We start from the raw sequence: 13,168 nt of genomic DNA, 5'->3' as shown, positions 1-13,168 counted from the left end.
GTGGGCGACGCGCCGAGGGCGGTCAGCGGGGCTGCTCGCCGATCGAGACCGGCCGCTTCCGGTCCGCCGACCACGCTGACCACGAGCCCGGGAACAAGCGACCCGCCTCGATCCCGGCGACCTCCATCGCCGCCAACGCGTGGCAGGCGTGGATGCCCGAACCGCAGTACACGACCGCGTCGGACCCACTGGTCACGCCCACCTCGGCGAACATGCGGCGGATCTGGTCGGCCGGCAAGAAGCGGCCGCGCTCGTCGAGGAAGTTCCCGGTGGGTATGTTCACCGCGCCCGGGATGTGTCCGGCGCGCGAGTCCATCGGCTCGGTGCGGCCCTCGTAGCGCTCCGGGGTGCGGGCGTCGATGAGCACGCCCCGCTCGGGCCACGTCGCGGTGTCCTCGATGCCGACGGTGAGCATGTGGTCCAGATCAAAGGTGAAGTCGCCGCGCGAGACCGGGTTCCCGGGCCCCACCGCGAGGTCCTCGCCCTCCGCGATCCACGCCTTGAGCCCACCGTCGAGCAGATAGACGTCCTTCTTGCCGGCCCAGCGCATGAGCCACCAGGCGCGCGCGGCGGAGGTGTTCCCGCAGTCGTCGTAGATCACCACGCGACTGTCGTCGTCGATGCCCACCCGACGCATCGACTCCTCGAAGTTCTCGGGCGACGGCAGTGGGTGACGCCCCTCGCGGACGTTGCGCTGCCCCGCGAGATCGCCGGGCAGATCCAGGTACTGCGCGCCGGGGATGTGACCGGACCAGTAGTGCTCCCGGCCGCGGGGGTCGCCGAGCTGCCACCGCACGTCGAGGATGACGGGGGTGGGCAGGGTGGAGACGTCCTCGATCAGCTCACGGGCGGAGACGAGGAGGGGGCTGACCTGGGTGTCGGGGGCGGGTTCACTGGTCACGTGTCAAGGATAGTCCTTACGACGACGAGGTGGCGGGTCCCGATCGACCCGCCGTGAGCGGTCTCACGTGAACACCCGGCGGTGGGCGGCGCGCCCCGGCGCGGCCCCGCCGCCACAGGGAACCGCGGTTCAGGCGGCCGCAGGCCCGTCGCTGCGCGGGGCGAAGACCTCCAGCGGCCCCGGCGTCAGCTGCCACATGATGTCTGCGGCCTCCTGTGCCGTGTCGGCGAGACGCTCCAGCTCGCGCTGGCCGGCCGCGGGGCCGTACTCGCGGAGGAGTTCCGAGGCCTCGTCGAGCAGCCTGGCCACGTAGGTCCCGTAGGCCATCCGGTCCACGAGTGTCCGGGGGGCCGGGTCGTCGATCACCGATCCGCACTGCATGGCGGTCGCCGAGAGCAGCTGAAGAGGGACCAGCTCGAGCGGGGTCAGGGGCCGCGGGTCGGGGATCACCCCGACGCCGTCTCCCATGTCTACCACCTCCCTCGCGTGGTCGGGCCGCGGGGCCAGGTCCCGCTCGAGGAAGAACTCGAGGACGTCGTCGATCATCGTCGTCTCGTCGTCGGGCAGCGCGTCGTCGGGCAGGCCGGCGTCGGCATCGGCCGGGCCGCGGGCGACGTCCCCCTCCGCCCGGGCGATCGACCGGGCGAGAGCCCCGGCGGTACTGGCCGCCCAGCCGAGCTGCTGGCGGGCCTGTTCGAGTAGGACCCAGGCGGTGGTGGGGTCACCCAGCTCGCGGCGCTGGCGCAAGGACAGCTCGACCAGCGTGCTCATGGTGCAGAGCTGGTCCACCATCCTGCCCAGGTGGCGGGCCCGCTCAGAGGCCTCCTGACCGCGGCCGGAACCGTCCGGGGCGATGTCCGTGAGCCAGGTGGCCAGGTCCACGGTGAGGTACTCCACCACGTCGAGCGTGTAGTCCATGCCCCGGTCATGCTCCTTGCACAGGTGGGCAGTCGTGTACAGGACCGGGGACCCTCCCGTCAGGTCACCGTCGGTCGGGCCCCCGACCGTGGGCGGCGGGGCGGGCGGGGTGGGGTCGGTCGGGTCGGGGTCGGTCGGGTCGGGGTCGGTCATCTCAGGCCACCTTTCGGGGGTCGCGGTCTGTGGTGACGGAGTCGAGGAGGTCGGGAGCCAGGTGGTGCACCCAGAGGCCGGGTTGCCAGAGCCTCGAGGCCTGCCACTCCCAGCGGGCGACCTCCACGTGGGTCCGTCGCCTCCTGCGAATGTCGGCGACGCAGTCGGCGTGGTCCGCGTCCGCACTGACGAGGATCGCCGCGTCGGTGAGGCCGTCATCCGTCCACTGCGTCAGCAACTCCTGGACCGCCGCGTCCCCGTTCTCCTCGCGATGTCGACGGATCGGAACCACGGTGTCGTGCGGCGTCCGGTCTCCCGCGCGGGCCTCCTCGGCCGCGGCCCTGACCGAGACCATCCCGGGGTCGATCAGGGTGACCCGGGGGTCGCGGGCCCACTGTCGCGCGGCGGCGTCCTGGGCGGCGCGGGCCGCCGGGTTGGCGGCTCTCTCGTGCCTACCCAGGATGATCCCGATCCGCACCGCCCCGCCCGGCCGTCGGCGCCGGGCGACAACGCCGTCCGCGAGGCGGGGCATGTCGAGTGTGAATGTCGAGAGGGGGCGTCGCGAGTAGCCGAAGCCGTCCGCGGCTCCGAGTAGGACATTCCATCCGTCCACGATCACCGAGACGGATTCGGTGCGGGTGTGGAGGAAGGGCACGATGTTCGAATGGTGGTCGTTGTTCACGAGGGCTCCTGTGGCTTCGGGTCGGCGGGCCGGGCGCCCGTCGACCACAAGATGATCACACCTAACAGTGCAGGTCAAGTGCTATTTTGTTCGGCAAAGACCGAGGAAAACATCGAACTTAAACTGCGCCGTCCCCCATAGATCTCCGCCCCTTACCGGACCGGAAAAACCCTCGAATTTTCGAACAAATCGTGCGGGGTCAAATGCGGGAGGAATCGATAAATCGGTAAATTTCCTACCAGCGGCGATGCGCCCGGCCCACCTCCGCCGCCCCGGTCCGCGGCAGGTGCGCACACCTCTGGCACCCGCCCCGGAGGCCCGTCCCCGGGGCACGATCACGGGCCTCGACCAAGTCCGAACGCCCCCCCGGGGGGGACGCCCCGACCGCAGCCGCCCACCTCGAGAATCGTCTGTGTGATATTCATCACAGAGACGTCGAGGGGCCGTCCGTATCCCCGACATGACGAGAGACGGGCCCGACCACCATTCACGGTGGTCGGGCCCGTCAGGCACCGGACTCGTCAGACGCCGGTCAGTCGAGGCTGAGCGACTCCCCGTCCTCCGCCAGTGACACGGTGACCGTGTCACCGTCACGGACGTCGCCGCCCAGCAGGGACCGGGCGAGCTTGTCACCAATCGCCTGCTGCACCAGCCTGCGCAGCGGGCGGGCGCCGTAAGCCGGGTCGTAACCGCGCCGGGCGAGCCAGCCCTTTGCGGCGTCGTCCACCTCGAGCGTGAGGCGGCGACCCTTGAGGCGTCGCGCGAGCTCGTCGATCTGGATGTCGACGATCGACTCCAGCTGCTCCTCGCTGAGTGCGTCGAAGACCACGACGTCGTCGAGCCGGTTGATGAACTCCGGCTTGAACGCGCGCTTGACCGCGTCCATCATCTGCTCCCGCGTCCCGCCCGCGCCCAGGTTGGACGTGAGCACCAGGATGGTGTTGCGGAAGTCGACCGTGCGCCCCTGCCCGTCGGTGAGGCGACCGTCGTCGAGCACCTGCAGGAGGATGTCGAAGACGTCCGGGTGCGCCTTCTCGACCTCGTCGAGCAGGACGATCGTGTACGGCCTGCGTCGCACCGCCTCGGTGAGCTGACCGCCGGACTCGTAGCCGACGTAACCCGGAGGGGCACCCACGAGCCGCGAGACGCTGTGCTTCTCGGAGTACTCGCTCATGTCGATCCGGACCATGGCCCGCTCGTCGTCGAACAGGAACTGCGCGAGCGCCTTGGCCAGCTCGGTCTTGCCCACGCCCGTCGGGCCGAGGAACAGGAACGACCCGGTGGGGCGGTTGGGATCGGCGACCCCGGCGCGCGCGCGGCGGACCGCGTCGGAGACGGCCTGGACGGCCTCTCTCTGACCCACGACCCGGCGACCGAGTTCATCCTCCATGCGCAGGAGCTTCTCGGTCTCACCCTCGAGCATCTTCCCCACGGGGATTCCGGTCCAGGCGGAGACGACCTCGGCAACGTCCTCCGGACCGACCTCCTCCTTGAGCATCGCGCCGGCCGCGGCCTCGGACTCTTCAGCGTCTGCGAGTTGCTTCTCCAGCTCCGGCAGCCGGCCATAGCGGATCTCGGCCACCCGGGCGTAGTCGCCGTCGCGCTCGGCCTTCTCGGACTCGGTGCGCAGGGCGTCGAGCTCCTCCTTGATGAGTTGCACACCCTGGATGGCGGTCTTCTCGTTCTGCCAGCGGGCGGTGAGCTCGGCGAGCTTCTCCTTGGCGTCGGCCAACTCGGCCTGCAGGGCCACCAGTCGATCCTTGGACGCCGCGTCGGTCTCCTTCTGCAGCGCCACCTCCTCGATCTCGAGTCGACGGACGATCCGCTCGGCGGCGTCGATCTCCTCGGGCCGCGAGTCGATCTCCATCTTGAGGCGGCTGGCGGCCTCGTCGACGAGGTCGATCGCCTTGTCCGGCAGGAACCGCTGGGTGATGTAGCGATCCGAGAGCGCGGCGGCGGAGACCAGGGCGGAGTCGGTGATGCGCACACCGTGGTGCACCTCGTACCGCTCCTTGAGGCCGCGGAGGATCCCCACGGTGTCCTCGACGCTCGGCTCTCCCACGTACACCTGCTGGAAGCGGCGCTCAAGGGCCGCGTCCTTCTCGATGTACTTGCGGTATTCGTCGAGGGTCGTGGCGCCGACCAGTCGCAGCTCACCACGGGCGAGCATCGGCTTGATCATGTTGCCGGCGTCCATCGAGCCCTCGCCGGTCGCTCCCGCGCCGACGATCGTGTGGATCTCGTCGATGAACGTGATGATCTGCCCCTCGGCCGCCGTGATCTCGTCGAGCACCGCCTTGAGGCGCTCCTCGAACTCGCCGCGGTACTTCGCGCCGGCGACCATCGACCCCAGGTCGAGCGAGAGCAGGGTCTTGCCCTTGAGGGATTCGGGGACGTCGCCCGCGATGATGCGACGGGCCAGCCCCTCGACGATGGCGGTCTTGCCGACCCCGGGCTCGCCGATGAGCACCGGGTTGTTCTTCGTGCGGCGGGAGAGGACCTGGACGACGCGCCGGATCTCGGAGTCGCGCCCGATCACCGGGTCGATCTTGCCCTCGCGGGCACGGGCGGTGAGGTCCGTGGCGTACTTCTCGAGAGCCTGATACTGGTCCTCGGGGTTCTCCGTGGTCACGCGCGTGTTCCCGCGGACCGCCGTGAACGCCGCCTTCAGGGCGTCCTCGGTGGCACCGAGCTCGGTGAGGAGCTTGGCCGCATCGCCACCGGTGTGACCGGCCGCGATCCCGACGAGGACGTGTTCGGTGGAGACGTAGTCGTCGCCCATCTCCGCCGCGAGGGTCTGGGAGTAGTTGATGACGGCGAGGGCGTCCCGGTTGAAGTTGGGGGCGGCGAGCCCCGAGCCGGACGCCTTGGGGTAGCCGCCGACGAGGCCCTTCGCCTGGGTCAGGGCGAGCTGCGGGTCCACCCCGCAGGCCTGGAGGAGGGGACCCGCGATCCCGTCCTGTTGTTCGAGCAGGGCCACGAGCAGGTGGCCCGGACGCACATCCGGGTTACCCGCCGCGGAGGCGGCTTGGACTGCGGCCGACAGAGCCGCCTGGGTCTTGGTCGTGGGGTTGAACTGGCTCATCGACCGGTCCTTTCTTCGACGTATTGTTGAGCGTACTGGAATCAATACCGGTTCCGTTTCGGCCGGACGCCTCGTACAACCTCCGCCTCCTTGAGTCTATTCCGCTCAAGTAGAACGCCCGGATGTGAACGCCGTCACGATATGAGTACACTTTTAGACCTCCGGCGCCTCCCCCTCGACCGTCGCCCCCTCGACCCCCCAGGTAGATCTCGTGACCGACGTGCCCTCCCCCTCCCCTGTCCCGCCGACTGCGGAAAGCAGCCGGTAGGGCCGTGGATTACAACAGCCCCCTGGCCCGCGCGACCAGGATCGCCATCTACGTCCTGGCGGTCACGGTCCCGGTGGTGATCGCCCTTGCGGTGGTCGGCACCACCCCCTACCTACTGGACAAGGTCCCAGAACGGCACCGCGACACGGTCGCCGCGATCGGCGAAGGCGCGGTCCGGCTCTCCGGTGGCAACGGCGGGATCTTCCGCGCCGGCGACGCCCGCGCCGTGGACACCACGATCCCGGGCGCGCCGGAGCCGCTGCGCGGGGAATGGTCGCCGCGACGACCGGAGGATTTCCCGCCGCCGGCCGGGCTCATCGAGGGCGTCGACTACGCCGTCGAGACCACCGACGACGGGTACCTGGCCCACTGGCCGTGTGAACACGAGATCCCGGTGCGGTCCTTCGATGCCCCACCGGGGAGCGAGGCCGATCTGGCCTGGGCGGTGGATACGCTCGCCTTCTCCAGCGGGCTACCGCTGCGCTACACCGGACCGGGCGCTCCCGACCAGAAGGACGTGGAGGGTGCCCTGTCGGTGACGTACGGCGACCATCCGATGTTCCACACCCACGGCGCGGCGGGGGTCGGCGGCGGCGCGGTCTGGCCCCGGGGCCTCATCCTGCAGGGGACCGTCGTGATCCAACCCGGCCAGGTCAGTCCCGTCCCCGGAGACCCCTGGTCCCGAAGTCTGACCCTGCACGAACTGATGCACGCCGTCGGGATCGACCACGCCGGTCCCCACCGTCTCGAGATCATGACGGAGGAGCGGATCGGCGAGATCCAGACGATCCTCGGCTACGGCGACCGGTTCGCGCTGCACATGGTCGGGTGCCACTGAGCCCGGGCATCGCCCGAACGAGGAATGCCGCCGACCCCGCGGGCCTACGCTCGCCTCATCTGACGACACCATCCCCGGAGGTTCCCATGTCCACCCGTCCCCGCCCCGCGGCACTGGCCGCCGCCACCGCCCTCGCCCTCGCCGCGCTGACCGGCTGCGGTGCGATGGACCCGAACAAGGGAGGAGACACCACCTGTGGCGACTACATGGAGATGGCGCCCGAGGACCAGCGCGAGGTGATCACCACCTTCCTCGACGAGAAGGGGCAGTCCGATCCCGCCGGCATGGAGGTCACGCTCAACCAGGAGGCGGCCAAGCTGTACTGCAGCACCGTGGGTCAGACCAGCGATCCGATCCGCAACGCCGAGACCGGGTGACCCCTGAGCATCTCACCCCGTACCCCCACCCGACCGGAGTCGCCACCCAGCCCGCTGGGCGACCGCTACGAATAAGTGGTGAGAATGACGGTGGGAGAACCGGAGGTGCAGCGATGAGGAACGGCGTCGTCGTCGACATCGGCGGCAGTGGTACGCGGATCGGCGCCGTGGTCGACGGCCACGTGGTGGGCGTCCACGGGGCCGAGGTCGCGACGGCCGAGGACCTCGCCGCAGCGGTCCTCGCCGTCGACGACTCCCCCGCCGGCGTGGGCGTGTCCCTCCACGGCCACGTCGATGCGGACCGGGGACGAGTGGTGTCCTCGCGCGCCGCCGCCTGGGCGGAGGGCGACCTGCGTACCGAACTCGTGTCGCTGATCGACGCGCCCGTCTCCGTCATCGGCGACGGTGACGCCCATGCCCTGGCACTGACGCGACTGCCCGACGTGGAGTTCGGCGGGATCGCCATCTCGCTCGGCTCCTCCCTGGCGTTCGGTGCGCTCAATCACCACGGCGCGCTCATCCACCCGTGCGGCCACACCGGATGGGACCTCGGGCACTGGCGCATCGTCGGCGACGGCACCAACACCGAGGCCTGGTGGGGGCTCGGCGGTCACGGGCTGTACGACCTCGAGCGCGAGCACGGCGACGGCGCCGCCGAGATCTACGCCTACCGGCTCGGCTCGTTCCTCGTGGACGCCGTCCAGCTCTTCCGCCCTCAGACCGTCCTGCTCACGGGGGGCATCGTGGTCGGTCTGGGCAAGGCCCTGCACGGCCCGGTCGCCGAACAGCTCCAGTCCCTGCCGATCTCGGTGTCCACCCCTCGGGTGGTCTTCTCGCCGTCGCGGGACACCGCGCTGTTCGGGGCGGCCGTCGCCGCGGGGCTGGCCTTCCCCGAGCGACGCTGAGCCGACGCTCGTGGCCTGGCCCCGACACCCGGCCCGCACGTTCTAGTCGAGCAGCCCCCGCAGGTCGTCGGCGGTGAGCGCGGCCGAGAAGTGCTCACCGCTGTCCAGGACGGACGCGAACAGCTCGGCCTTGCGCCGCTGCAGCTCGACCACCCGTTCCTCGATCGTGTCCCGGGCGACCATCCGGTACACCAGCACCGGTCGGGTCTGGCCGATGCGGTGCGCGCGGTCGACGGCCTGGGCCTCGGTCGCCGGGTTCCACCACGGGTCCAGCAGGAAGACGTAGTCGGCGCCCACGAGGTTCAGCCCGACGCCGCCGGCCTTGAGGCTGAGGCAGAACACCTGCGCGCCCCCCTCGGTGAACTCGCCCACGGCCCCCGCCCGGTCGGTGGTCCGGCCGTCGAGGTGCGCCACCGTGATCCCCTCGGCGCGCAGGCGGTCCACGACCGTGTCGAGGTAGGTGGTGAACTGGCTGAACACCAGCGCGCGGTGCCCCTCGGCCACCACCTCCCGCAGCGCGGCGATGAGCTCGTCGGTCTTGGCCGAGGCGACCCCGGCGTGGGCCGGGTCGATCAGCGAGGCGTCCAGGCAGAGACGCCTGAGCACGGTCAGCCCGGCGAGGATGCTGATCCGGTTGGCCTCGAAGTCGTCGAGCAGCGCCAGCAGGGACGCGCGTTGCCGCGCCAGTTCCCGCTCATAGAGCCGGCGGTGCGTGGCCGAGAGTTCGATCTCCATCACCGCATCGGTACGCGGGGGCAGCTCGCCGGCCACGAGCTCCTTGCGTCGCCGGAGAAGGAAGGGTCGGAGTCGCCGCCGCAGCCGGTCCAGTGCGGCCGTGTCACCGTTCTTCTCGATGGGCGTGCGGTACTGGGCACGGAAGTCCTTGGCGTCGGGCAGGACACCGCGGCACGACAGCGCCGCGACCGCCCACAGTTCGGTGAGGTTGTTCTCCATCGGTGTGCCGGTCACCGCCAGCAGGAAGTCGGCGCGCAGCCCGGCCAGCGCGGCGAAGAGCTTGGAGGTGGGGTTCTTGGCCTGCTGGGCCTCGTCGAGGATCACCCCGGCCCAGTCGACACCCGTGTAGGACTCGGCGTCCAGCCGCAGGACCGTCGCCGAGGTCACCACGATGTCGTGCGCACCGGCGTCCTCGGCGACCGTGGTGGCGGACTTGGCCTCGGTCGCCGACCGCCGCGCCACGCGCAGCGAGGGCACGAACCGGCGGGCCTCGGCCTCCCAGTTGGGGACGACCGACGACGGTGCCACCACCAGGAACGGGCCGGGCGCCCCGGCGCCGGCCCCGGCGCCCGGCGCGTCGCTTTTCGGCCCGGTCTCCCCGGCGCCGGCCGTCTCGTGGGCATGGGCGATGAGCGCGAGCGCCTGCACGGTCTTGCCGAGGCCCATGTCGTCGGCGAGGATGCCGCCGATCCGGTGGCGCCACAGCATGGCCAGCCAGTCCAACCCGTGCTGCTGATAGGGCCGCAGGTCGGCGTCGAGCATGGCTGGGACGGGCACGGGTGCGGGCGTGTCGGAGGCCAGTTCGAGTAGCGCCTTGGCGCGGCCCGAGGGCGGGGCCAGGTCGTCGGCCAACTCGGCGAGGTCGGCGAGGAGACCCGCCTGCCCGAGGCCGATCCGCACGCCCGTGGAGTCCGGCTCCCTGCCCACACGGTCGGCGGAGGCCGCCATCGCCTCGTCGAGCAGCACGCGCAGCTCCCCGAATCGCTCGAGGTCCACGGGGACCAGCAGACCGTCGGCGGTGATGAACTCCTCCTGGCCGGTGACCACAGCCCGGAACACCTCCGCGAACGGGACGGGACGGCCCTCCACCGTCACCGAGACCGTCAGGCCCAGCCAGTCGATGCCGGACCTGTCGTCCTCGGTGGCCACGTGGATCCGCGGCCCCTCGCTCGCACGGCGGATTTGCGGCACGCCCTCGAGGACCGTCACGCGGACGCCGTCGAGGGCGCCGAGCTGCTCGATCCCGTCGGTGAGCAGCAGGCCGGCGTCGCGGCCGGCGATCCGGACCGGGCCGTCCGCGATCGTCCAGGCCCAGCCCGCTTCCGCGACGGCCGCCGCCAGCACCACCGCATCGAGGTCCGACGGGTCACCGCCGCGTGAGGCGACCACATCCGCCGTCAGGGGGCGGCGGCGCTCGGCCTCGGTGCCGTCGGACATGCGCATCACGTCGACGCGGTACCACTGCAGGACCAACTCCAGGCCCTGCCCGGCAGCGGACCCGGCAGCAGACCCGGCACCCGAGCCGCCGCGTGCACCGGCTCCCGCTCCCGCTCCCGCGAGGGGGCGGATCGTCAGTTCGAGCTCGACGCGGTCCCACTCGGGCAGTTCGAGCCGCCCGACGCGGTCGACCACCGGGAACCGGTCGGCGAGGTCGGGCAGGAAGTCGGCGCAGAACTCCGCGACGGCTTCGTCCGGGACGCTGAGCGCCCGCCAGTCGCGCAGTCGCCGGGCCACGCCGGGGTCGAGCCGCCCGACCGGGGAGAGCTCCAGCACCCGGCCCCGGACCAGCGCGACCATGTCCCCGTGCTCCCCCACGAGGGCGCCGGGCAGGGGGCGGTCGACCTCCTCGTCGTCGTCGGATAGAGGCCGGGTGCCGTCCGGTCCCGGTTCCACCTCGGCCGCGGCGACCAGCACCAGCTCCGAACCGTCGGGGCTCCACGCGGTCAATCCCACACGGCGGGGCGGCCCGGGCACGACCTCGCGCAGGCCGTCACCGGGCACGATCTCGATCTCCGCCTCGGCCGCGGTCGCGATGAGCGGCCACAGCGCGGGGACCTCGGCGTCGCACAGGTCCAGCCTCACGCGTGCCTGCCGGTGGCTGCGGGCGAGGGCGTCCACGGCGCGCAGCCACCCGGCCTGCGCGATCGACAGCGCGCCGTCCCAGCCGTAGCGGAGGCGGTCCCACTCGACCCCGGCCGACTTCCACCGTCCGCCGCTGCCGGGGACGACGATCCGGGCCTTGAGGCGGTTGCCCAATCCGGGACGTAGGCCGCCCGGGCCGTCGTCCGGCGCCAGTTCGTCCGGGACCACCGAAAGTTGCAGTCCCACCACCGGGGCCTCGGGTTGCCACCGCGGGGTGTCGAGCGCGCGCAGGGAGTCCTCGGCCTGCCGTCGCCAGGCGGGGATCGACTCGTCCTGGCTCGCCTGCTCGCTGACGAACAGCATGAGGGCGGCGGCGTGTTTGCAGTTCAGCCCGACGGGGCACGAGCACATGCTGCGCAGCGGGCGGCTGGACCCGTCCGCGGCCGGCACGGTGAGGTGAACGGCCGTGGAGTACCAGCGCCCGCTGCCCGCGGCGCCGCTGCCCTTGATGTTCGCGGTGAGCCGGTGGGTGGCGGCGTCGTACGCCACGTCGCGGATCCGCGTCGCGTTGGCGTAGCCGCGGGCGCGCCCCAGCGCCGCCGAGCCCACGAAGGACTCGACGTCGGACTCGGGAACCCGGACGGTCGATGTCAGCACGCCGCCAGGCTAGAGGACGGCGACGACGAGGTACCCGGACACCGGAGTCGGTGAGCCCACCGCTGTGGAGGCGGAACGGGCTGTGGAGAACCGGATGCCGAGAACCGGATGGAGGTTCGAAACCGACTCTTGACCGGCCTCGCCCACCCGCCTATCGTGATACCACATGGTTTCATATCGGGCACTCGAGGTGGACCCCGGCGGTCCGGACTACAGCGACGACGAGGTGGACCGGATCTTCCGGGCCCTGGCCGACGCGACCAGGCGGGACATCCTCCGGCGCACCCTGGCCGGCGAATCCACCGTCTCCGAGCTCGCGGACCGCTACGACATGTCGTTCGCTGCCGTCCGCAAACACGTCAACGTACTGGAGGAGGCAGGACTGATCACCGGCCATCGGATCGGCCGAGAACGCAGGATCCGGGGAGACCTCCGGGCGATCCGGGGAGCCCAGCGGCTCCTCGACGCCTACGCGGACATCTGGCGAGCACGCGTCGGCAGACTCGACGCCCTCCTCGCCGAGGACTGACCCGTCACCGCAGGAGACACACGAGGAAAGAGGCAGGCCATGCCTGTGATATCGGTAGACAGAGACCTCGACCGGCTGACCCTGACCATCACCGCGGAGTTCCCGGTGCCGGTCCGTCGGCTGTGGGACGCGTACGTCGATCCGCGCCAGCTCGAGAAGTTCTGGGGGCCGCCCACGTGGCCGGCCACCTTCACCCGGCACGACGTGTTCCCCGGCGGCCGGTCGGACTACTACATGACCGGCCCGGACGGGAGCCGCGCGTGCGGGTACTGGGAGTACCTGTCGGTGGACGAGTGCCGGTCGTTCGAGGTGCTCGACGGATTCAGCCACGACGACGGCCGGCCTAACACCGACCTGCCCACCATGCGGGCGGTGTTCACGTTCGGCGAGACGGACACCGGCTCCCGCCTCGAGACCACCACCTACTTCACCAGCCTGGCCGAGCTCGAGCAGCTCATCGAGATGGGCATGGAGGAAGGGACCCGCGAGGCGATGGGCCAGATCGAGGCCGTGGTCACCGACGACTCCACCTTCGCCGCCGACACCGGCACGCAGTCGCAACTCCTCGACGAGCGGACCGTGCGCGTCACCCGGATCCTGCACGGCACGCCCCGGCAGGTCTGGGACGCCCACCACGAGCCGGAGCTGCTGAACCGGTGGTTCCACGGACCCGACGGCTGGGCGCTGGTCGACTGCCGGGTCGCCCCGGCGCCCGGCGAGACCACCCGCTTCGAGTGGGCCCCCGACGACGGGGTCGAGGGCGAGGCGTTCGCCCTCACCGGGCAGCTCCTGGAGACCGACCCACCCCACCGGGAGGTCTTCACCGAGACGATGGAGGGCGTCGACGCACCGCCGACGCGCAACGAGCAGACCCTCACGGCCGTCGAGGACGGGAGCCTCATGACGCTCGTCATCACCTACGACAGCGCCGACCTGCGCGAGACGATCCTCGGCACCGGCATGGTCGACGGGATGGAGGCCGGCTACCGCCGGCTGGAGGCGGAGGTGCTGACCAGCCCCTGACCACGGCTGCGCAGA

At 71.2% G+C, this 13,168-nt stretch carries 10 protein-coding genes; 5 read left to right on the top strand and 5 right to left on the bottom strand.

Translation table 11 applies throughout. The annotated features are described in order from the left end of the window. Positions 1-22 precede the first annotated feature (22 nt). From NR111_RS12285 to clpB, 4 genes are all read right to left on the bottom strand, one after another. On the bottom strand, positions 23-901 hold the full coding sequence (locus NR111_RS12285) for a sulfurtransferase (RefSeq protein ID WP_256820921.1): 879 nt from the start codon (positions 899-901) through the stop codon (positions 23-25). Between the two features lie 129 nt (positions 902-1,030). Continuing rightward, positions 1,031-1,972, bottom strand: a complete 942-nt coding sequence (locus NR111_RS12280) for a hypothetical protein (RefSeq protein ID WP_120286423.1) — start codon at positions 1,970-1,972, stop codon at positions 1,031-1,033. Between the two features lies 1 nt (position 1,973). Beyond that, positions 1,974-2,654: a hypothetical protein gene (locus NR111_RS12275; RefSeq protein WP_163376299.1), complete on the bottom strand. Its 681-nt coding sequence runs from the start codon at positions 2,652-2,654 to the stop codon at positions 1,974-1,976. 532 nt (positions 2,655-3,186) lie between these two features. Beyond that, complete coding sequence (clpB, locus tag NR111_RS12270) at positions 3,187-5,739, bottom strand: ATP-dependent chaperone ClpB (RefSeq protein WP_256820920.1); 2,553 nt, start codon at positions 5,737-5,739, stop codon at positions 3,187-3,189. Positions 5,740-6,011: 272 nt separating this feature from the next. Between clpB and NR111_RS12265 the strand changes: the two genes are divergently transcribed. The 3 genes from NR111_RS12265 (at position 6,012) to NR111_RS12255 (ending at position 8,127) form a co-directional block, all read left to right on the top strand. After that, positions 6,012-6,845, top strand: a complete 834-nt coding sequence (locus NR111_RS12265; protein ID WP_256820919.1) for a hypothetical protein — start codon at positions 6,012-6,014, stop codon at positions 6,843-6,845. 86 nt (positions 6,846-6,931) lie between these two features. Beyond that, the gene (locus tag NR111_RS12260) at positions 6,932-7,222 is read left to right on the top strand and encodes a hypothetical protein (protein ID WP_154829744.1); all 291 of its coding nucleotides are present in this window, start codon (positions 6,932-6,934) and stop codon (positions 7,220-7,222) included. 113 nt (positions 7,223-7,335) lie between these two features. Continuing rightward, the gene (locus tag NR111_RS12255) at positions 7,336-8,127 is read left to right on the top strand and encodes an ROK family protein (protein ID WP_067719438.1); all 792 of its coding nucleotides are present in this window, start codon (positions 7,336-7,338) and stop codon (positions 8,125-8,127) included. 42 nt (positions 8,128-8,169) lie between these two features. Here NR111_RS12255 and NR111_RS12250 read toward each other — a convergent pair whose 3' ends face one another. Then, positions 8,170-11,601, bottom strand: a complete 3,432-nt coding sequence (locus tag NR111_RS12250; RefSeq protein WP_256820918.1) for a DEAD/DEAH box helicase — start codon at positions 11,599-11,601, stop codon at positions 8,170-8,172. A gap of 166 nt (positions 11,602-11,767) precedes the next feature. Here NR111_RS12250 and NR111_RS12245 point away from each other — a divergent pair, with 166 nt between their 5' ends. Both NR111_RS12245 and NR111_RS12240 read left to right on the top strand, forming a co-directional pair. Beyond that, complete coding sequence (locus NR111_RS12245) at positions 11,768-12,130, top strand: metalloregulator ArsR/SmtB family transcription factor (protein ID WP_256820917.1); 363 nt, start codon at positions 11,768-11,770, stop codon at positions 12,128-12,130. Between the two features lie 39 nt (positions 12,131-12,169). After that, on the top strand, positions 12,170-13,153 hold the full coding sequence (locus tag NR111_RS12240) for an SRPBCC family protein (RefSeq protein WP_256820916.1): 984 nt from the start codon (positions 12,170-12,172) through the stop codon (positions 13,151-13,153). The last annotated feature ends 15 nt before the right edge of the window (positions 13,154-13,168 follow it).

The sequence above is a fragment of the Dietzia sp. Die43 genome (assembly GCF_024519835.1).
GTDB classification, from domain to species: domain Bacteria; phylum Actinomycetota; class Actinomycetes; order Mycobacteriales; family Mycobacteriaceae; genus Dietzia; species Dietzia kunjamensis.
This window is presented reverse-complemented; position numbering and strand designations above follow the sequence as displayed.